Source organism: Bacillota bacterium, from assembly GCA_013178125.1.
Lineage (GTDB): Bacteria > Bacillota > SHA-98 > Ch115 > JABLXJ01 > JABLXL01.
On the sequence record JABLXJ010000005.1, the window covers coordinates 145,307 to 166,638 of the forward strand.

Sequence of the window (21,332 nt, forward strand, 5' to 3'; positions counted from 1 at the left end):
AGCGTATAACGCGTACAAGCTTTTGCTCCACGACTCTCACAGCGGGCGTGCGCCGCCTGCGGCGCCCGCCCGGCCAGCATCAGGAGGTGGCACCATGCAGTATAGGGATTTCGGGAAAACGGGTGTAAAGGTATCAGCCCTTGGCTTCGGGGCGATGCGGCTCCCGCAATCGGAGAAAGACGCGATCGATCTCCTCCGGCAGGGCATGGATCTCGGTATAAACTACATAGATACGGCCTTCGTCTACGGTGAGAGCGAGATCCGCGTTGGTAAGGCTGTGAAGGGGCGCCGTTCCGCGGTATACATTTCAACCAAGAACCCCATCAAGAACGCCTTGGGCACGACCTGGATGAACCAGCTCGACACATCGCTCAGGCGCCTGGATATGGATTACGTAGATTTCTACCATATGCATTCAATCACGCTCCAGGACTACGAGAGCAAGATAACGGCGCCACGCGGCCCACTGGAGGCCGCGGCAGAGGCGAGGCAACGCGGCAAGATACGATTCTTGAGCTTCTCGAGCCACGACAAGCCCGAAAACGTAATCAAGATTATAGACTCAGGGGTATTTGACACCATGCTGGTCCAGTATAACCTCCTCGACCGGCAATACGAGGGGGCCATAGCGCATGCCCACGCCAAGGGCCTTGGGGTTGCGATCATGGGCCCGGTTGGCGGGGGAAGGCTGGCGGCACCCTCCGAGGCGATCCAGCGCATGATCCCGGGGGGCACGAAAAGCAGTGCCGAGATGGCGCTCAGGTTCGTCCTGGCGAATCCGGCCGTTTCCGTCGCGCTATCGGGAATGGGCACGCCCCAGATGCTCACGGAAAACGTCGCAACGGCGTCACGCACCGAGCCGCTGAATGCAGAGGAGATCAAGCGAGTGCAGGATATACTCGATGAGAAGAAACGCCTCGCCGAGCTCTACTGCACCGGCTGCAAATATTGCATGCCGTGCCCCAATGATATCGACATCCCTGGAAACTTCCTGTATATGAACTATTACAGGGTCTATAGCCTCAAAGATTACGCCCGGGAGCAGTACGCAAAGCTATCGTTCCCCGGCGACACGCGCCAGCAAGGCGACTCAGAGCCCAGAGGCCTCCGCGCGGAGTGCTGCCTCGAGTGCGGCGAATGCGAGCCTAAGTGCCCTCAGCATATCCCGATCATCCAGCAACTCAAGGAGGTTGCACGAAAGCTTGGGACAGGAGCGGCTCAACAAACATGATCCACCCCTGGCACCAGCACCCCGGGCCCCGGACCTACCTGGACCCATCGTTGGACCTCTCCTGGAGAGACAGGCTTAGAGACTTGTAGAGTCTGGCAAGGGCGACATTGTAATCAAATACCGCCTGCAGCCGCGCGGTATCGGCCTGGTAGAGCGCCCTCTGGGCATCAAACAGGTCTATGCTGGTTATGACACCCGCGTCATAACGCGCCTTGGCTATCTTGAGGCTCTCCTGCGCCTGCGCGAAGGCCTTCTCCTGGAGGGCGATCCGCCTCTCGGCATCCTTCATGGACTCATAATTCTGCTTTATCTCGAGCAACACGTTTACCTTCGTGTCCTCTAGTTCCACTTCAGCCTGGGACAGGCCGATCTTGGACCTGGCGAGGTCCAGGGCAGGAGTGAAGTCGTTGTTGTTGACCTCTACTTCCTTCTTGGCAAGCTCCACCGCATCTTGTGCCTTCAATATCTCGAGCCTGCTCGCAAGGGCACGCTCGGTCTCCTTCTTCATGTCCAGGGTCACGGGTTTATATCCAAAATCGCTCGCGAGTTCCACGGGAACCTCGAGGTCCCGTCCTATAATCTGATTGAACCTCATATTTGCAAGCGCCAGATTGGCCTCGGCCTTGCTGAGATCCACCTGGGCTCCCGCGACTTCCGATTCAGCAGTTATTACATCCAGCCTGGCTACCATGCCAAGTTTGAACTTGCTACGGATGATCTCGAGCTGCTTATTCGCCCTCTCAACATTCTCTTGAGATATCACGAGGCCCCGCTTCGCCTTCTGGACATCATAATATGCCTGTTCCACCTGGAGCGCCAGATCGGATTTGGCGATCTCATAATTCTTCTGCGCGGCCTGCCAGGTAGCCTCAGCCTGCAGGTCAGCGAGGATGGAAGCCCTGATAAGCTGGTCGGCTTTGGCCTGCTGATAAGCGAGTCTTGCAGTGTCAAGGGCGAGAGATGCCAGCTTCATGGCATTGCTATGTTGAAGCGCGAAATCCACCGCCTCTTTGAGTGTGAGCTTGCCGCTGCTACCCTTGGCCTCTGGCGCCCCCGACGCGGCATCCGGCTTCGTCGTGGCCGCGAGAGTAGATCCTGCGAGGACAGTGGCGGCCAGGGTAGATATCAAAAGCACAGCACCTATAAACATTACCATCATTCTACGTGACACTGTACAGAGTCTCACCTTAGCGTCCCCCCGTTCGTTTAATCGTTGGATTCCCTGGATGCCCCTTCTCTTTAATAGAAAACAGGATAGAAAACAGGGAATGAAATTGGCGAACCATAGATGCCCCATAAATATAGCCAGGTCAGCGGGGCATCAATTATATGCGTTTCACTCGTATCTCAGGGCTTCAATAGGATTCAAGCGGCCGGCCCGTTGAGCTGGATATATCCCAAAGAAGAGGCCGACTCCAACGGAAACCGCGAGGGCGATGGCCACCGAACGAATGGACACCACCGTGGACCAGCCACCGAGATGCGAGATGCCCCGCGAACCGGCAATACCGAGGATAATCCCGACAATCCCTCCCAGAGAGCTAAGCATAGATGCCTCTATGACAAACTGGCCTAGGATATCCAGGGGCTTTGCCCCTATTGCCTTACGTATGCCTATCTCCCGCGTGCGTTCAGCCACAGACACCAGCATGATGTTCATCACGCCAATCCCGCCAACCAAGAGGGAAATGCCTGTGATGCCTGCGAGAAGTAGGGTCAGGGTATTCGTCGCGTTCTCAACCGTCTGCAACACATCCTGTTGATTCGTTATGCTAAACTTCTCCGGGTCCCCCAGCCTGCGCATGAAGAACCTCTCAAGCCCGGCCGCCACAAGACCGGTATCCTGAGGTGTCAATGCCTGGACCCCAATGCTTTGAATATATCTACTCCCACTCAAGCGCTTTTGGGCCGTCGTCAACGGCACAAAGACCTGATCACCGAGATCCCTCCATCCCTGCCGCTTTTCCTCCATAAGGCCCACAATCGTGAAATTTACATCCCCTAACCGGATGGTTGCACCAAGTGAGACATTCTCTGCGCTCCCGAAGAGGTCTGCGGCGACCGTCCGGCCGAGGACCACGACCCTCGTCATATTATTGAGGTCATAATCGCTTATAAATCGCCCACGTTCTACCTTGAAATTATTTATCTCGCAGTATTCTGGGGTTGTGCCCACCACCGTAGTCGTGGCATTATTCTTACCGTGCCTCGCCACCTTACGCACACTAGACTGGGCTGTTATGCTCGCCACACCGGGGAGCCTCTCCTCTTTCAACTCGAGATAGTGAGAATAGGTCAAAATATCTGGGCTACCCCTCGCACCAAAGGCCATACCTGGTAATGCCCGGACCCGCCCGGGCATTACCGTTACGAGGTTCGATCCCAGGCTCCCTATGCTGGACGTGACCCGATGTCTCGCCCCCTCGCCGATGGAGACCATGGCCACCACCGACCCTACTCCTATGATAATGCCCAGCATCGTCAAAAAAGAACGGAGTTTGTTGGCGGCGAGGCAGGAAACCGCTGTACGAAGGCTTTCCAGAAAGCTCATATCGCCGCCGTCGCCCCCATATCAAGTTCGTGTAGCCTTACCTCGGCATCAATTGGCTCCGGCACAATCTCCTCGGCCTCGATCAGGCCATCACGGAACCGGAGGATTCGCCGGGCATGCATGCCGATATCCGGCTCATGGGTAACCAGGATAATGGTCTTACCTTCCCTATTGAGACGTTGGAATATCCCCATGATCTCCTCGCCAGCGTTTGTATCCAGATTTCCCGTCGGTTCATCCGCAAGGATTATCGCGGGATTGTTGACGAGCGCCCTTGCGATCGCCACCCTCTGGGCCTGGCCACCCGAGAGCTGGTTCGGCTTATGATGCATCCTATCCGCCAGCCCGACCTGTTTGAGAGCATCCTCGACAGCCGCGCGGCGCTTCAAGCGAGGGATGCCTGCATATATGAGCGGTAGTTCTACATTCTGAAATGCGTTTGATCGCGGCAGGAGGTTAAACGTCTGAAAGACGAAGCCGATCTTCCGGTTACGTATCTCCGCAAGGCGCCCCTCTGGAAGGTTGGACACCTCTTCCCCCTCGAGCCGGTAGGAGCCACTTGTGGGACTATCAAGACACCCTATGATATTCATCAAAGATGACTTCCCCGACCCCGAAGGCCCCATGATAGCAACAAATTCCCCCGAGTAGATTTTAAAAGACACTCCCCGCAAGGCTTGAACCCCAACAGAATCCATCCTATATACCCTGGTCAAATCCGCGACCTCAATTAAAGGGCTCCCTCGCTCCATGAATTCCACCCCCTCTACCTTCTTAGGAACAAAGCTAGAGCCCGGGCATCATCCTGATCATTGGAGCCCCGGTCCGACGATTGCTCTGGACTGCATCCTGGCCCCGGCCGGATGAACCGTAATTGCCTGAAGATGGCCTGCCTTCCAGCGGAAGAACTACATTGTCCCCCGGGGCCAGACCATCAACGATCTCGACCATGGTATCAGTCCGCAAGCCGGTAGTCACCTGTCTGGATATGGGCCCCTTCTCCCCGGATATCATGACTATTGTTCTCCCACCTCGGTCTATAAGTGCATCTACAGGAATGATAAGCGTGTTCCGTTTGGATCGCAGGACGATATTTACGTCCACCGTCATCCCGGGCCTCAACCTGCCATCGGGATTCGGGACGTCAGCTGTAACCTCATAAGTCACGATGTTATCACGCACCATACCCTCGTAGCCGATCTCTGTGACCTTCCCAGAGAAACGCTCATTGGGTAGGGCATCTACCCTAATGAGGGCTTCCTGGCCATGCCGTAGCTTTGGAACGTCGATCTCATTCACAGGAATCACTGCCTTCATGTGTGCAAGATCAGCAACTACTGCAAGGGTGGCGCCGGCATTGACCATATCGCCTTCCTGCACGGGGATATCAATGACCGTCCCGCCAATCGGGGCCCGGATGCTCGCAGACTCAAGATCCCTGCGTGCAGCTGCAAGATCTGCCTCGCCCTGGGAGACCCGGGCACGCGCCGCATCTACATCCTCCTTCCTGGGGCCGGCTTGGAGATCGTCAAGTTTTTTCTTGGTGGCTAGAAGTTGCTGTTCGCACGTTTTTAATTTGGTGCTGCTGTCCTCCCACTGTTGCTTCGACAGCGCCCCTTTATCATACAGGGCCTTATCCCTGGCGACCTGATCCTTGGCTGATTGTAACGCAAGGCGCGCCTGCTCATATGCGCTACTAGCCTGAGCGAGATCGGCCTCGCTCGGGCCCGCAAGGAGCTTGTTGAGGTCGGCCCTGGCGGAAAGGTAATTAGCCTCCGCTTGTTTGAGTTTAACCTCTAGGTCTCTCGTATCGAGTTCTGCGATAACCTGATTCTTCTTGACAATGTCCCCTTCGGCAACGAGAATCCCCCGTATCCTCCCAGCAAGCTCCGCCTTTAACTCGACGCGCGTCGCCGGCTCCAGTGTGCCGAGCGCCGAAACGGTTTCGGAAATGTCGCCGATCCTCGCGGGGATCGTCTGCACCCGGATCTGATCAGCCGCCGTCTTACGAGTGGCTGACCTAGTAATCCCAAGGGTGATCGCGACTATGGCTATCGAAATCAAGATGACGGCGAAGAGAATGTGAAGTCTCCTCTTGACGAAACCGAGAATACGGCTTTGATTCACTTTATCGCCCCCTCACAGGGGATCCTGTCCGCAGGATCAACCACTCCAAGCTGGTCGATTGTATGATTTAGTCTATGATCCATATCTGCCCCCACCTTATCTGCTCGTACCTTGACCTGAATCCGAATATCCCTGGATCTCGATGGGTTTCCCGGCAGAACGCTCGAGGGCAGCTTTTGCGAGTATATAGTCATAAACGGCGAAGGCATGGTCGGCCTGGGCCTGAAGCAATGCCAGCTCGCTCGCTGCCAAGTCCCTCCCGGTTGCGAGCCCGGCTTCATACCTCAACCGTGTGACCCTGAGCGCTTCCTGGGCCTGGCTCACCCCGAGGTCGGCGCCTGCGACCGCTTCCTCCGCGGCCTGAAACGCATAATATGCCTCGCGCACGGCAAGGGTTACCGAGGTCTCCTGGATCGATACGGCCCTTTCAAGCTGTCTGAGGTTGATCTCGGCCTGGAGCCTCTTCTCGCGACTCACGCCCCCGTCAAAGGGCGACCAGCTCAAGCCGACTCCGGCATACCAGCCTTTCAACTTCCTGTCCCCAATGGGGGAACCCATCGACCCTCCCGCCCCGCCTAGGGCGGTCTGCCCTGTGGTGCCTTCCTCGTGGATCCCTGTTATCTGCCACGCCAAGTTCCAGTCTGGACTCGCAAAATCAAGCCCTGCCGACCAGGTATCATCCGCATAGCCTCCCTCAATGGTAACAACCGGCTTGCCTGCTTCGATCGTCTTCTCCAGCGTGAGCCGGCCCCTTGTGAGGTCGTCGCGGGCGCGCTGGACCTCGACCCTGTGTTCGAGGGCGTGCGCCACCAGTTCATCGAGGTTCTCCTGGACAGGCTCATACTGGAGATCGCCTGCAAGGCGCACAGACATATCAAGATCCCGGCCCAGGGCCTGGTTGAACCGGGAGTATGCCGTTTTCAGCCTGGATTCGGCCCCCGACACGCCTGCTTCAGCCTTCCGGACCGACCGGCGGGCATCAAGGACATCGGCCTCGATAGCGTTACCCGCCTGTTTTTTGGCCTCAGTATCTGTAAGCGCTACCCTGGCCTGCTCGAGCGAACGCTCCGCGAGGTCGAGCGACCTTTCCGCCTTGAGGACCTCTACATAGGCTGAAAGCACCGTGTATTTAACGCCTTCCCGGGCATCGGCCAGCATACGTTCAGCATCACTGACCCCCAACCGGGCATTCTGGACCTCGAAAGATGACCTCCCTATATACTTCCCCGTCGGGAGCACATCTCTCAACGAGATAGTCAACTGGCCCCCGGAATTCGTGACGCCGCTCCCGAGCTCCGAGGTGGATGCGTTAAATCCGGCCTCGAGGCTCATATTCGGCTCAAACGCCCCTTCAGCCTCGCGCTCCTTCGAGCCAGCCAGCCCCAGGGCATCTCTCGCCTGAATAACCTCCGGATTGTTTTCGAGGGCGATCTCAACGCTCCGGGCCAGGGTCAGGACCTCGCCGGTTGTCTGGGCAGCAAGGGCTACGTCGCCTCCTGCGTGCCCCCGCCCCAGACTGAGCCACATATACCCCGCATATAACAGCAGCAAGAGTAGCAGGATCGTTGAGACCCCGAACCTCCCGGTATCAAACCTCAATATTCTAGCTGGGGCTCGCAGCGCTCGCAGCAGCGCACGCGCCCCACGGCAGCAACACCCTCGTGCAGGCACAAGCCAGTCAACCATATCCTGCAATCTACCTCCATGTTACCATGATGCTAGGGCCCACCCTCATGATCCTATCCAGAACGAACAATAAAGATAAACAATATCCAGGCAATATAAATAACGCTATATCCTACTAAAAGTTCCCGGTTGTGGCAATTAAATATGAGCACTTGATCTATAATTCCGCAGCCGCGGACTGCCCAAATCCATAATTGTCAATCGATACTTAACCGACATGCTATCACCCATAGCCCAGAGGCAAGTTAAGTATACCGCAGGTCAAGTCTCGCGTAAATCACCCGAAAGTATGAAAAATCTGAGGGGGATTGCCAATCAGCCCTCCGGGAGTATTGAGACCGTGGATTATTACCACCAATCATTACCACCAACTGACGTAGCACATTGTAGATATACATTTATAGATATAACGAAGCCATACGGATTTGAAGGCATCGGGCCTCACCATTATATGGATGATTTGGGCAACGGCTGGAGAAAATCGACGGTCTCAGCACTAACATGCACATAACATACGATCCCCGATTATATTATACCTGGAATCGTTTCTCGAAACGATCCGTCCTGCCTGCCCTGCATGTCCTGGCCTGCGGCCAGGGGCCGGACCCCCCTAGGGCGAGATAAAATAAATAAGGATATACGCGAGACGCGCGCGGGACATGTGCGGCGGGACACGCGGCAAAACGCGCGGCGGGATACGAACATCGGAATGCGCGCGTCGGAATGCGCGCTACACGCGAGAAGGGGGCGAAATCATGAGCAGCGATATCGTGGACGATGCTGTAGACGATAACGATGCTATGATGCTATAGACGATGACGCTGTGAACAATAATACCAGGGACCTCACGGAAATGGGGCCGGAGGGCTTGGACTGCCCAGATGGCTCGGAGGACTTTCTTGTGGCGCCCCGCGACATCTGTGACCTTTGCCAGGGGAACAGTGCCGCCCCTGTTCTGGAGCTTCCACCGCATAGGCTCGTCAGGTGCCAGCGGTGCGGGTTGATCTATGTTATCCCGCGCCCGCCCCTTGACGACATAATAAAGATCTACGACGAGGCCTACTTTACAGGGCAAGGCCCCGCCGGCTACAAGCCGGATGAGAATTACCTGGGCGACGACTCCAGGCTCGACCTTTTCATCGAGCGAATGCTCTCAATAGAACACTACCGGAAGCCTCCTGGTTCTATGGTCGACGTTGGATGCGCGAGCGGTTTCTCACTCCGTGCGGCACGGGAGCGTGGCTGGGACTGCCTTGGTGTGGATGTATCAGACTTTGCGGTCAACTTCGCAAGGGAGCAGTATAACCTCAACGTAATCAGAGGAACCCTCCGCGACGCGACCCTGCCCGATGAAAGCATGGACGCCGTGACGATGTGGGACCTGATAGAGCATGTCCCCAGCCCCCTCCAGAAGTGCCTAGAGGCGAGCCGCATATTGAAACCCGGGGGAGCCCTGGGGCTCGCCACCCCTGACGCGGACGCCCCCGACCCCGATCCAGAGAACCGGGATCCTGCCAAAACGGCCTTCTGGCAGGCGGATCCCGGTGAACACCTTCAATACTTCTCCCCGGCCACGATCTGCCGGCTCCTCCATGAAACAGGGTTTCACGTGGTGAGCCTCACTTCATTCGGCATCGGGGATCGCCGCCTGGGGTCAATGGAGGTGTATGCAATAAAGACGCGCCGGATTCCAACCCCGGTCCAGCGCGCCGAATCCTAAATTTCGACTCCATTCTAACCCCGATCCATGTCAAGCCTCTTGTTTAGGCCTGCGTGATCGTTGATGGGAAAGATCGAGCTCACCCGCGGGATCCTCGCGGCCTCCGAGGAAGCCGGGGCGACACGCCTCGCGTCACCCGCCCCAGGTGCCCTCGATACCAGCTCCCCGGCCAGGAAGGCCAGCCTGATCCCCTCCAGCGCCCAGCCCTGGTTGATTTTTTCCCTGATTTTCAAGAGAATCTCTATATCTCTCTGAGAGAACATCCTATGGTTGCCTCTGGAACGTGCAGGTGAAATCAGGCCGTAGGATTCGTAATAGCGAATCTGCCTCGCGGATAATGCGGTGAGTTTTTGCACTACGCCTATGGGGTAGACTGCTTCAGATAATGCGATCATGACCTCCCGCCTCCTGAGCTTGTTGATTCTGGCAGCCTTGCCCGCCTGACACTATCTTCCCACACCCGGGCCTAGATGTCAAACTCTATGTTAGGTTTATGTTATATAACATTACAAAAGCATGACGGTTTAATTGACTCCCTCATCACACCGGCGTTAGAATCTACCCAATAAGATTCCTCATAAAACAAATCCATAAATCAATCCACCAATTCACAAATTCATGAAAGGGGTGTCCCGTATGATCTTCAGTAGAGCCCTCCTCCAGATGTATGAGACAGCCTGCCGGATGCTACATCAACGCCGCGTATGGCTGTTCAGCATTGCCGGCTTCCTGCTCCTCCTGCTTGCAGCGACCACCCTCACCCTGGCAGGATCAGGGGACCCGACAGGCGCCACCACCGGCACCGTGGCCGATGTCGCCGCGACCCAGCCAGGTGCCCCCACCTTTATCGAACTGGCAAACCAGGTCGGGCACGACAAGATCGGCCTGAACTTCATCTGGACCCTGCTCGCAGGCTTCCTGGTTTTCTTTATGCAAGCTGGCTTTGCCCTCGTAGAGACCGGATTCACCAGAGCTAAAAACGCGGCCCATACCATGGCCATGAACCTGATGGTGTTCTTGGTGGGCGCTGTAGGCTACTACCTCATGGGATTCGCCCTCCAGTTCGGCGGCGTGATGTCGGTCGCAAACCTCGGCGGCGTCTCCGCCCTGGACCGCGAATTCACCCTGGGCGGCCTGGGTCTCTTCGGCCTCAAGGGATTTGCCCTCACAGGCGCCGCTTACGATGTAGGAGTCTTCGCATTATTCCTGTTCCAGATGGTATTCATGGATACCGCCGCGACGATCCCCACAGGCGCCATGGCGGAACGCGTCAAGTTCCTGGCTGTGGTGATATCGACGCTCTTCATCTCTATGTTCCTCTACCCGATCTTCGGCAACTGGGTGTGGGGAGGCGGCTGGCTCGCCCAGCTCGGCGCCAAATTCGGCCTCGGGCACGGAGCCGCGGACTTTGCAGGTTCCGCGGTGGTACATATGATGGGCGGCATGGCGGCCCTTGCAGGAGCGATCGTCCTCGGACCCCGGATCGGGAAATTCAAGAAAGACGGGACGCCCGTCGCGATACCCGGCCACAACATCCCCCTAGCCGTCCTGGGAACGATAATCCTGTTCTTCGGGTGGTTTGGATTCAACCCGGGCAGCACCCTCTCAGGCGGCGATCTGAGAATATCCATCGTAGCTGTCAACACCATGATGGCCGGGGCTGTAGGCGGCCTCACCGCAATGCTGTATATGTGGTTCAAATACGGGAAACCCGACCCATCGATGACCTGTAATGGGGCCCTTGCGGGGCTCGTGGCGATCACCGCACCGTGTGCCTTCGTAAACGGGGTTTCCGCCCTCATCATAGGTGCCATCGCGGGCATCCTGGTCTGTGCCGGCGTAGAATTCATCGAGAGGAAGCTCCATATTGACGATCCCGTGGGCGCCATCGCCGTGCACGGTCTCAACGGGCTATGGGGCGTGATAAGCCTCGGGCTCTTCGCCGACGGCACTTACGGTGCCGGCTGGAACGGCATCGGGGCCCAGGTCTACCAGGGCGTTGCGGGGCGCGGCATCGCCGGCCTCTTTTACGGGGACCCCGGGCAGCTCGTCGCCCAGCTCATAACGGGCGGCGCGGCGATCCTCTGGGGATTTGGGGCATCCTATGCCTTCTTCAAGGTGCTTGACTGGGCCATCGGCATCCGCACAAGCGCCGCCGATGAGGTGATAGGCCTGGACCTCCCGGAGATGGGCGTGCTGGCATACCCGGACTTCCTGGTATCATCACAACAGTCCGATCCTTATGAAGGCGGCGGTCCTGCCGGCACGGGCGCGCCCGCTCCTATCCCGCAGCAGGTGACCGCCTGGATATCCGGTCAGCAGGTCTCCACCGTCACAGCCGAGGCGACCGGCAAAACAGGGGGTTGAAAGGGGTCGATCAGCTATGAAAAAGATTGAAGCGATAATAAGGCCATCGAAGCTAGAAGAGGTGATTGAGGCCCTCGAGAGGGCCGGGATCGTAGGCATGACCGTCACTGATGTGCGTGGATGCGGCAAGCAAAAGGGCTATGTCGAGGTCTACCGTGGGATCCCGCGCAAGATCAACCTCCTGCCCAAGGTCAAGATCGAAATGGCCGTCGCCGACGGCATGGTGGAGAAGGTGATCGAGGCAGTCGTCAAGGCGTCGTATACCGGGAACGTGGGGGATGGCAAGGTGTTCGTCTACTCCCTCGAGGAATGCGTGAGGGTTCGCACGGGCGAGCGCGGCGAGGACGCTATATGAGCTATATGAATTCAAATCAATTCACCTCAATTCGTTGGGTTAATTCAAATCCCTCACCTCCGCCCCGCAATCCCGGCCAGGCGGGCAAGCCCCGTGCTGCTCGCCCGGCCGGTTCAACGGAAACCGGCCGATCCCAATCCCAACTGAACCGGCCGGCGGCCCTGGCTGCATGATTCCTTTCGTGCAGTCCAGGAAATTCATCGTATCAACTAGGCCGAGAGCCCTAAACATGAGGAAGACGGGCACCAGGATGGTGACAGACGGAGATATCCTTTACGGATTCCAGAACCACGTCAGCCAGCGGCTCGAGGGCCTCCCGGGTCCCGGCGCCCGTCAGAACCCCGACCCTGCAGGCCACGCTTGCGTTGTGGCCCGTCCGCATATCCGTTATGGTATCGCCGACATATACTGCCTCCCTGCAGCTCACCCCGAGTTCCTTACACACCCGGAATATGGCATCCGGGTGGGGCTTGCCCCGCTCGACATCGTCCACACCAACAATTATATTTATGACATCCTCTAAACCGGCTGTCCTCAGGGTCGCCTCGGCCCGAGCGTGCGTATCGGTTGTCGCCACAGCCGTGGCCACGCCGACGGCTATGAGATCCCTTAGAATATCATAGGCGCCCTCTACCGGAATGCTGATAGCCTCGAGGCTGAGGCTGCGCTCAGCCTCGCTATACGCATTTTCCGCAATTATAAGGGCATCATCCCACCTGAAACCATGCTGGTAGAGGGTCGTAGCGGTCATGACAACCTCATCGCGGCATGATGCCAGGACAAGCGGGCCCCGCCGGTCTATGGCCCCATCATCGCCGATGCCCAGCGTTGCCCTGTAGCTCGCGATGATCTCAGCGATGGCCCCCTCGATGCCCTCGATATCCCCGACCTCCAGCCCCCGGCCTCCTTCTTGAGCCCGATCCTTCACCTGATACTGCCTCCGGCACTGCCTCTGATGCTGTTTCTGATACTGCTCCTGATACTGCTCCTCCAGTTGTTCCTTCAATATCCTCGTCCTGAGCCCTGCCAGCTCTTCCCAGAGCCTGTAACCATCCAGTAGGGTCCCATCCTTGTCGAATATAACCGCAGAACAGGCCACCACCCTGGAGCCAAACCTGACCTCCACAGGCACCTCGATCCGTCCTCCCCCAAACGCCTTCTCTCTGTTTCTTCGCTCTTTGTCTCTCGTCTCTTGTCTCTTTAATCTCTTTTTTGTCTCTTTGCCCCTTTGTTTCTTTCTTTCCTTAATTTCTTTGTTGACCCGACCCACCTGTTCCTCAGCTGGCCCGCCCGTACGGCCAGCCCGCTTATTCCTATTCCTGCTCGCTTATTCCGTATGGCCACAACCCGATCAATTTTATTCCATATTATCATATCGAGCCTGAATGATCTAGAGGGCGGCGCGCCCTTTATTCCGTCCGATGGGCACTGCCGGAGGGGCGGGTAGCAAGCGGAAGAAATCCCATTTGCCCGTTTGCAGCGCGGTAGCGCAATGAATCCACAGTATGATATAATTTCGATAGAAAACGCAAAAAGGGGCGAGGACCTGCTATGGCAGCCAGGGTGCTCATAGTCGATGACGAGCCCTCGATAGTCGAGCTTGTGAAGTTCAACCTCGAAAAAGAGGGATTTACATGCACGGGCACGTATGACGGCGAGAGCGCGCTCGAGGCCGTCCGCCGCGATAAGCCCGATCTCGTCATACTGGATGTAATGCTCCCGAAAAAGGACGGCTTCGAGATATGCAAGATACTCCGGCAGGAGACCAAGATACCCATAATAATGCTTACGGCCAAGGATACCGAGGTGGACAAGATACTCGGGCTCGAGCTGGGGGCTGATGACTATATAACGAAGCCCTTCAGCCCACGGGAGCTAGTTGCAAGGGTGAGGGCGATCCTGAGACGCCTCGGAAAGGGAACCGGTGATAGTGGTTACGGCGGCTACCTCCAGGTGGGCGACCTCGTCCTGGATGAAGCGCGCCACGAGGCCTCCGTAGGCGGCCGGAAGCTGGATCTCACTCCCAAGGAGTTCGAGCTCCTCAGGCTGCTCATGAGCAACCGTGGTCGCGTTATGACCCGCGATTTTCTCCTGGAAACCCTCTGGGGTTATGAATACTATGGTGATACGCGCACGGTCGACGTCCATATCAGGCGCCTCCGGCAGAAGCTGGGTGATGACCCTGCCACGCCCAGGTATATCGAAACAGTCCACGGCGTCGGCTACAAAATCAAGGAGGCAACCTGATGATGATAAGGAACTGGAGCATCCTCGCAAGGCTCACCCTCGCATTCTTTCTTCTGATCCTGCTCGCCACGATCCTGACGACGGTGAACTTGAATGGTGCGATTGGGCAATACTATCTCGATAAGATGGACTCATCTCTTTCATCCAGCACGGCGCTCATCGCCGACATGCTCCAGGCTTACACCCTTTCAGAGTCAAACCGCGCCGTGCTCCAGCCCCTGGCGCAGGACCTCGCGCGCAAATCTCAGGCCCGAGTCACGATAATCGGCAAGGATGGGATTGTCCTCGCCGATTCGCAGGAAAACCCCATGAGAATGGATAATCACAGGTATAAGCCCGAGATCCAGAGCGCCTTCTCCGGGAAGATCGGCAGGGAAATGCGCCATGATTCTGCAGGCGGAGCCGCCATAAAATATGTGGCCCTCCCCATCATGAAGGATGGGCAACTGGCGGGCGCGGTCAGGCTATCCATGCCTCTCACGGAGATTCATAGGGTTATCGCGGGCATCCGGGGCATGCTCATCAGGATGTCTCTGATATCGATCCTTCTCTCGCTTGCGCTCGCCTACCTCATCGCGCGAACCTTCACCGACCCCCTCCGGGAGATGCTGGAAGCGGCACTCGCGGTCGCCAACGGCGATTTCGGGCGAAGGCTTCACGTCACCTACGGTGGGGAACTGGGCAGGCTCGCCTCAGCGCTGAACGAGATGTCCCGGCGGCTCAAAGAGACTATACGCAGCATGGCCGATGATAAGAACAAGGTCCAGGCGATCCTCGCCAGCATGGTGGATGGGGTGATCGCCGTCGATAACGAGAGCCGGGTCATGCTCTTGAACCCCGCGGCCTGCAGGCTGTTTGGGGTGAGCGAGGAGGCGGCGCTGGGCCGGAAGATACTCGAGGTCATACGCAACTCCGAGCTCGCGGACGCCTTTACGGCTTCAACCCGGCAACAAGATGCCGGGGATGAAGTCAGCGTAAAAGAGTTCCGGGTCTTTTCCCCCGAGGAGATGACGCTCCGAGTTCACGTTACCGGAATCAGGGGCGAAAACGGGAGCGCCCTGCCCGTAGGCGCAGTGGCCGTGATTCAGGATGTAACCGAGCTCAGGCGGCTCGAGCAGGTCCGGACGGAGTTTGTCGGGAATGTATCCCACGAGCTCAGAACCCCCCTGACCTCCATAAAGGGATTCGTCGAGACCCTCCTGGATGGCGCCGTGGAGGAACCCCAGATGGGAAGGAAATTCCTGAAGATAATCCAAAAGGAAGCCAATCGCCTCGAAGCGCTGATAAGCGACCTGCTCGACCTTTCGAGGATCGAATCGAAAAATTTCGAGCTGCGGAAACGCCCTGCACGACTCCGGAAGATCGCCGAAAACGCCATAGCCACACTCGAGTTCAAGGCTAAGGAGAAGAATCTTCAGGTAGAGGTGTTGATTCCGCAGAATATGGGGAGTGTGCCCGTGGATAGGGACCTCCTTCTCCAGGTCTTCGTAAATCTCGTTGATAATTCGATTAAATATACCCCTGAAAACGGAATTATAACGATAAGTGCGGTGGAGGACTCCGACTGGGTCACCGTGAGCGTCAGCGATACGGGCATCGGCATCCCAAGGCAGCACCTGTCGAGACTCTTCGAGAGGTTCTACCGGGTCGACAAGGCCAGGTCGAGGGATGTGGGCGGGACGGGGCTCGGTCTGGCCATCGTGAAGCACATCGTCGAACGCCACGGCGGCAGGGTAAGCGTCGAGAGCGAGGTCGGCAGGGGCACGAGCGTGAGCTTTACGCTCCCCAGGCGGAATCAACCCCCCTCCTTAACATGATGTTAACATTCCGGAAACGTGGGGTTTACCGCCATTTTGTAGAATTTAATTTGTCCCCGTTTGATAAGCTGGGAGGAAAGTGCGATGGACCCAAGGCTCGCTTATAAAATCGTTACCCGTGACCTCTCGGTCTACTATGGCGACGCGCCAGCCTTGAAGGATGTGAACCTATCGATACCCGTGAAAAGCGTCACCGCCTTGATCGGGCCGTCGGGTTGCGGGAAATCAACCTTCTTGAGAACCCTGAACCGGATGAACGACCTCGTCGATAATGCTAGGATCCACGGCGAGGTTCTCCTGGATAACCAGAACATCTACAACCCTGAAACGGACATTATCAGCCTGAGGAAGCGCCTGGGCATGGTTTTCCAGAAGCCAAACCCGTTCCCGATGACGATCTTCGACAATATCGCCTACGGGCCGAGGGTGCACGGCCTGAGGGACCGGCAGAGGCTAGCTGAGATCGTCGAAAAAAGTCTTATAGCGGCGGCCCTCTGGGACGAGGTCAAAGACCGGCTCAGAGATTCCGCCTTGAGCCTTTCAGGCGGCCAGCAGCAGAGGCTTTGTATCGCACGGCTCCTCGCAGTCGAGCCTGAGGTGCTTCTGATGGATGAGCCATGCTCGGCGCTGGACCCCATATCCACCTCGAGGATCGAGGACCTGATCCAGGAGTTGAAGCGGGAGTATACGATCGTGATCGTGACCCATAATATGCAGCAGGCCGGCAGGGTTTCGGATTATACAGGATTCTTCCTCACAGGCGAACTGGTGGAATTTGGACGCACCAGCGCGCTTTTTGAAAACCCGGCCGACCGCCGCACAGAGGATTACATAACGGGCAGGTTTGGTTGATCGGCCTGCCGCCCCCGTTAGACCGGCTGATAGGCCTGCAACCCGGTGGGGTTGTGAAGCAACTGGGGGTCTTGAAGTAAGCGGGAGCGTATGATATATTGGATTCATAGACCCGCCCTTTCGTCTCGACGCATAGCCTGACGAAGGGGTTTTTTGTCGAGCCGGTCTTTGCCGACCTTTCTTTCACATTATCTATCTTCTTCAGAAGGGAGCCAGGTGCATGGCAGATAAAAAAACGGATAAGGCAGGTAAACAGGAAGGGTTCGTCGAGCATATAACCCCGAGATCCGTGGACTTCTCACAATGGTATACCGATGTCGTCCTCAAGGCAGAGCTTGCTGACTACGCCCCTGTCAGGGGGTGCATGGTCATTCGACCGTACGGTTACGCAATTTGGGAAAATATGCAGGCCGGCCTGGATCGCCGGATTAAGGAAACCGGTCATAAAAATGCCTACTTCCCCCTCTTCGTCCCCGAGAGCCTCCTCCGGAAGGAGACCCAGCATGTAGAGGGTTTCGCTCCAGAGGTTGCGTGGGTCACCCATGGAGGGAGCGAGGAGCTGGCCGAGCGCCTCATCGTGCGACCGACTTCCGAGACGATCATCTGCAGCATGTATGCGAAGTGGATAAAATCCTGGCGCGACCTTCCCGTGCTCATCAACCAGTGGGCAAATGTCGTCAGGTGGGAGAAGACCACCAGGCCATTCCTGCGGACCGCTGAATTCCTGTGGCAGGAAGGCCATACAGCTCACCGCACCCTCGAGGAGGCCACCGAGGAGACCCTCAAGATGCTCAACGTCTACATCGATTTTGTTGAAAACGACCTCGCCATACCGGTCGTAGCCGGCAGGAAAACCGAGAGCGAGAAATTTGCAGGGGCCGTCGACACTTACTCCTTAGAAGCCCTCATGGCCGATGGGAGGGCTCTCCAGGCCGGGACTTCACACAATCTGGGACAGAATTTCGCGAAGGTGTTCGACATTACGTTCCTCGACGAAGACAACCAGCTCAAACACGTCTGGCAGACCTCCTGGGGCGTGAGCACAAGGCTGATAGGCGCGATAATCATGGTCCATGGGGACGAGAGGGGATTGGCCTTGCCCCCAGCCATAGCCCCTGTGCAGGCGATCATAGTGCCGATAATGACACCCGGTCACAGAGATGAGGTCCTGGCGAAGGCCCGGGAGCTCAAGGAGGGGTTCAAGCGTGACTATCGCATCGACATCGACGCGCGTGAGGAATATTCTCCCGGTTGGAAGTTCAATGAATGGGAGCTCCGTGGCGTCCCGGTAAGGCTTGAGGTTGGCCCGCGGGATATCAAGGCAGGCCAGGTCGTGCTGGTCCGCAGGGATACGGGCGAAAAGCTGACTGTCAGGGAGGAGGCCCTCGCGGCCACCTTGAAGGATGTCCTCAACCAGGTTCACCGGGGTCTCTATAACCGAGCCAGGAAATTCATGGATGACAACACACACGAGGTTAGCAGCTACCAGGAGCTGAAGGAGCTCATGGAAACCCGGCGAGGCTTCGCCATCGGTCCCTGGTGCGGGGATGCGGCATGCGAGGCCTCAGTGAAGGCAGAGACGGGCGCCACCATCAGGTGCATCCCGCTCGAGCAGCCCAGGAAGCTTACTAAGGAAGACAGGTGCATATTCTGCAACGGTCCTGCGGAGACGCTGGTTTACTTCGCCAAGGCCTATTGAGCTAGAGTCTGCTGGGCCAGGGCCTGGCTGGCCTGCCAGGTCCTGTTGACATGCAGGGCCAAATTCTACTAACGGAGCTTGCTAGCAGCGCAGCCGGGGGTCCGGGCCCCGGAGCTCCTCGCTAGAGGTCGCGATTCGCGAGTCTCTTGATCGCGATTTTCCTAATGATATCAAGGGTTTCGAGGATGTTTTCCCGGGAAATATGCCTGTGCGTAACCATCCGCACATGGTATGGAGGTCTGCCCGAGGCCCTCACACCGTGCCTGGCGAGCTCGCGGATGAAGCCATCCGTATCGAAGCCAAGGTCTGAAACGTCGACATACACCATATTGGTCTGGACGCTCTCCAGGTCCACCCGCAGGCCATCTATGGTGGAAAGGCCCTCGGCGAGGAGCCGCGCGTTTTCATGATCTACACGCAATCTATCTACCATCTTCTCGAGCGCAACGATGCCGGCCGCGGCGATGACGCCAGCCTGCCTCATCCCGCCGCCGAGCATCTTTCTATTTTTGCGAGCCCGTGCAATGAACTCACGGGAGCCGCAGATGAGCGAGCCGACAGGGGCGCTCAGGCCCTTGGAAAGGCAGAACATAACCGAGTCGAACGGCCCTGCTATCTCCCGGGGGTCCACCGAAAGGGCTATAGCCGCGTTGAAAATCCTGGCCCCATCCAGGTGCGTGGCGAGGCTGTGGTCCCTGGCGATCCGGCAGATCTCCTCCATCACGGGAACAGGGGTCACGGTGCCGCCTCCCCGGTTGTGGGTGTTTTCCATGCAGATCAGCCTGGTCCTGGGGTAATGAATGTTGGGCTCGCGAATGGCCCGCATGACATCATCAGGGTCCATGATGCCCCTGCGCCCGGGCACAAGGCGGGGAGTGACGCCGGCGATGGCGGAGACGCCCCCGACTTCATAATAGTAGGTATGGGATTCAGCCTCTAGGATGGCCTCATCCCCGCGGTCGCAGTGGGTCATGACGGCGACGAGATTTCCCATCGTCCCGCTCGCTACAAAAAGCGCCGCCTCCTTGCCCATCCTGGCTGCGGCCATTTCTTCGAGCCGATTTACGGTCGGGTCCTCCCCCGCAACATCATCGCCGCAGATTGCGTTCTTCATGGCCTCCCGCATCTCGTCTGTCGGCAGGGTCACGGTATCGCTGAACAAGTTGATCTCTTTTTGACTTGGCTGCATTTACAATAGACTCCTCCTCGCGAAGGGTGATGAAGATGATAGAGGTGATAGGGGGCATATATGGTGACCATGACCATATATGGCGGCCTGGCTGAAGACCTGGATCCGAAGACGCGGGCTTAGATATCGAGCGGCAAGCCCTGTAGTTCGCCAGCACCGTCATCCACCTTTGCCCTGCCCTTCCTTGCCCTGGCACCCGCACCCCCGGACGGCGCGAGCACGCTCCTGACTATTTTAGTCACATCCCTATGCACCTCGGCCAGCGGCCTGTTGCCATCCACTATCTCTATTCTCTCGCCCGCCTTCCTCAGGTCCCCGATTATATTCAGGTAATTCTCCCTGACCCGCTCGAGCTTAGGCGTCTCTTCATAGAGCTCCACATGCCACCTGTCCCGGTTCCGCCTTTTCTCGGCCACGAGCGGTGGCACATCAAGCATGATGGTGAGGTCAGGCCTCCGGCATTCCCTGTTGATTTCCTCGAGCCACGCGAGGTGGACATTCAAAGACTGATAGGCGTATGACGACAGGTAATACCGGTCGCATATGACCACGATCCCGCTCTCGAGCTTCGGCAGGATGTCCACCTCCAGGTGGTCTATGCGGTCTGCGGCGAAGAGAAGGGCGAGGCTCCGGGGATCGATGCTTTCGAGCCGGCCATCGCGCGTGGGGACCCCGACTCGTTTCGCGAGGATGGTTCTTATCAGGCCCCCGACAGGCCCGTCAGTTGGCTCCTTCGTCAGGTGAACAGGGAGCTGCAGTTTGGACGATACATATTCCTTCAATCTATGCGCCTGGGTAGTTACCCCGGACCCGTCTATCCCTTCGAAGACTATCAGCTTTCCCTTTTGCATCCTGTAATTCCCCCATATCCCCGTCTATGCCCCGCAATATCCGCTCTGTAGCAGCTGGCAACATGCAGGTCTAGAATGTATATGTTTTACGTTTTGCAACATACATGTCTCGCAACATACATACTGCTGCTATATATTCTCTGTATATCCCCTGGAATCCCGAGCAGCAACCGCCAGCATCCGGTCGCACAGGTTCAATCGCGCGGCTCGTGCAGTGGGGACCCGCTTTCATCCTTCGGGCCCTTCTGCTTCGCCACCTTTAAGCGATTAAGGGCACGCTCGAGCGCGGCACGCGTGGCGATGTAGTCCATATGCTCGGTGCTCTTCGATAGAAGCTCCTCCGCGCGGCGCTTGGCCTCGAGGGCTCTCTCGACGTCGATCTCCTCTGCCATCTCTACGGCCTCGGCCAGCACTACAACCTTACCGGGCGTGACCTCCATATAACCCTCGCTGACGGCGAAATCTATCGTGCCGCGCCCATTCTTAACCGTGAGGACCCCCGTGCGAAGCATGGTTATCAAGGGCACATGGCCCGGCAGCACCCCGAGGTAGCCATCGTAGGCCGGCGCTATGATGCTCTCCACGTCCTCATCGAATTCAATCTTGGTCGGCGTGGCCACTACCAACCGCATCCTCCGCC

19 protein-coding genes are annotated in these 21,332 nt (G+C 57.4%); 8 read left to right on the top strand and 11 right to left on the bottom strand.

What is annotated here, in order from left to right:
- Positions 1–94 precede the first annotated feature (94 nt).
- On the top strand, positions 95–1,231 hold the full coding sequence (locus tag HPY71_06120; GenBank protein NPV53083.1) for an aldo/keto reductase: 1,137 nt from the start codon (positions 95–97) through the stop codon (positions 1,229–1,231).
- Positions 1,232–1,265: 34 nt separating this feature from the next.
- Here the strand turns inward: HPY71_06120 and HPY71_06125 are convergent, their stop codons facing one another.
- From HPY71_06125 to HPY71_06145, 5 genes are all read right to left on the bottom strand, one after another.
- On the bottom strand, positions 1,266–2,417 hold the full coding sequence (locus HPY71_06125; GenBank protein ID NPV53084.1) for a TolC family protein: 1,152 nt from the start codon (positions 2,415–2,417) through the stop codon (positions 1,266–1,268).
- A 150-nt stretch (positions 2,418–2,567) separates the two neighbouring features.
- Complete coding sequence (locus HPY71_06130) at positions 2,568–3,782, bottom strand: FtsX-like permease family protein (GenBank protein ID NPV53085.1); 1,215 nt, start codon at positions 3,780–3,782, stop codon at positions 2,568–2,570.
- Entirely contained in the window at positions 3,779–4,480 is a 702-nt protein-coding gene (locus HPY71_06135; GenBank protein ID NPV53086.1) for an ABC transporter ATP-binding protein, read from the bottom strand. Before HPY71_06135 ends, HPY71_06130 begins: the two co-directional genes overlap by 4 nt.
- 88 nt (positions 4,481–4,568) lie before the next feature.
- Entirely contained in the window at positions 4,569–5,909 is a 1,341-nt protein-coding gene (locus tag HPY71_06140) for an efflux RND transporter periplasmic adaptor subunit (protein NPV53087.1), read from the bottom strand.
- Positions 5,910–6,005: 96 nt separating this feature from the next.
- Positions 6,006–7,595, bottom strand: coding sequence for a TolC family protein (locus HPY71_06145; GenBank protein ID NPV53088.1), 1,590 nt, complete (start codon positions 7,593–7,595; stop codon positions 6,006–6,008).
- A gap of 823 nt (positions 7,596–8,418) precedes the next feature.
- Here HPY71_06145 and HPY71_06150 point away from each other — a divergent pair.
- Entirely contained in the window at positions 8,419–9,315 is an 897-nt protein-coding gene (locus tag HPY71_06150; protein NPV53089.1) for a class I SAM-dependent methyltransferase, read from the top strand.
- A gap of 14 nt (positions 9,316–9,329) precedes the next feature.
- Here HPY71_06150 and HPY71_06155 read toward each other — a convergent pair whose 3' ends face one another.
- Positions 9,330–9,710 carry a MerR family transcriptional regulator gene (locus tag HPY71_06155; protein ID NPV53090.1) on the bottom strand — a complete coding sequence of 127 codons (381 nt, stop codon included), beginning with the start codon at positions 9,708–9,710 and terminating at the stop codon, positions 9,330–9,332.
- A 289-nt stretch (positions 9,711–9,999) separates the two neighbouring features.
- Between HPY71_06155 and HPY71_06160 the strand changes: the two genes are divergently transcribed.
- Positions 10,000–11,682 carry an ammonium transporter gene (locus HPY71_06160; GenBank protein NPV53091.1) on the top strand — a complete coding sequence of 561 codons (1,683 nt, stop codon included), beginning with the start codon at positions 10,000–10,002 and terminating at the stop codon, positions 11,680–11,682.
- A 16-nt stretch (positions 11,683–11,698) separates the two neighbouring features.
- The gene (locus HPY71_06165; protein ID NPV53092.1) at positions 11,699–12,037 is read left to right on the top strand and encodes a P-II family nitrogen regulator; all 339 of its coding nucleotides are present in this window, start codon (positions 11,699–11,701) and stop codon (positions 12,035–12,037) included.
- Between the two features lie 39 nt (positions 12,038–12,076).
- Here HPY71_06165 and HPY71_06170 read toward each other — a convergent pair whose 3' ends face one another.
- Together HPY71_06170 and HPY71_06175 are read right to left on the bottom strand one after the other, a co-directional pair.
- The gene (locus tag HPY71_06170; GenBank protein NPV53093.1) at positions 12,077–12,268 is read right to left on the bottom strand and encodes a hypothetical protein; all 192 of its coding nucleotides are present in this window, start codon (positions 12,266–12,268) and stop codon (positions 12,077–12,079) included.
- Positions 12,261–13,169, bottom strand: a complete 909-nt coding sequence (locus tag HPY71_06175; GenBank protein ID NPV53094.1) for an HAD family hydrolase — start codon at positions 13,167–13,169, stop codon at positions 12,261–12,263. Before HPY71_06175 ends, HPY71_06170 begins: the two co-directional genes overlap by 8 nt.
- Before the next feature lie 419 nt (positions 13,170–13,588).
- On the opposite strand from HPY71_06175, the gene HPY71_06180 reads away from it, so the two are divergent.
- The 4 genes from HPY71_06180 (at position 13,589) to HPY71_06195 (ending at position 18,652) form a co-directional block, all read left to right on the top strand.
- A complete protein-coding gene (locus tag HPY71_06180; GenBank protein NPV53095.1) occupies positions 13,589–14,284 on the top strand; it encodes a response regulator transcription factor in 696 nt (231 codons plus the stop codon).
- A complete protein-coding gene (locus tag HPY71_06185) occupies positions 14,284–16,101 on the top strand; it encodes a PAS domain S-box protein (protein ID NPV53096.1) in 1,818 nt (605 codons plus the stop codon). Before HPY71_06180 ends, HPY71_06185 begins: the two co-directional genes overlap by 1 nt.
- 84 nt (positions 16,102–16,185) lie before the next feature.
- Complete coding sequence (locus HPY71_06190) at positions 16,186–16,953, top strand: phosphate ABC transporter ATP-binding protein (protein NPV53097.1); 768 nt, start codon at positions 16,186–16,188, stop codon at positions 16,951–16,953.
- Positions 16,954–17,173: 220 nt separating this feature from the next.
- Complete coding sequence (locus HPY71_06195) at positions 17,174–18,652, top strand: proline--tRNA ligase (GenBank protein ID NPV53098.1); 1,479 nt, start codon at positions 17,174–17,176, stop codon at positions 18,650–18,652.
- A gap of 121 nt (positions 18,653–18,773) precedes the next feature.
- On the opposite strand, the gene ltaE is transcribed toward HPY71_06195, so the two are convergent.
- The 3 genes from ltaE to HPY71_06210 all read right to left on the bottom strand — a co-directional run bounded on the left by ltaE (position 18,774) and on the right by HPY71_06210 (position 21,324).
- On the bottom strand, positions 18,774–19,841 hold the full coding sequence (gene ltaE, locus HPY71_06200; GenBank protein NPV53099.1) for a low-specificity L-threonine aldolase: 1,068 nt from the start codon (positions 19,839–19,841) through the stop codon (positions 18,774–18,776).
- Positions 19,842–19,960: 119 nt separating this feature from the next.
- Positions 19,961–20,692, bottom strand: coding sequence for a dTMP kinase (gene tmk / locus HPY71_06205; GenBank protein ID NPV53100.1), 732 nt, complete (start codon positions 20,690–20,692; stop codon positions 19,961–19,963).
- Positions 20,693–20,886: 194 nt separating this feature from the next.
- Positions 20,887–21,324: a F0F1 ATP synthase subunit epsilon gene (locus tag HPY71_06210; GenBank protein NPV53101.1), complete on the bottom strand. Its 438-nt coding sequence runs from the start codon at positions 21,322–21,324 to the stop codon at positions 20,887–20,889.
- Positions 21,325–21,332 lie beyond the last annotated feature (8 nt).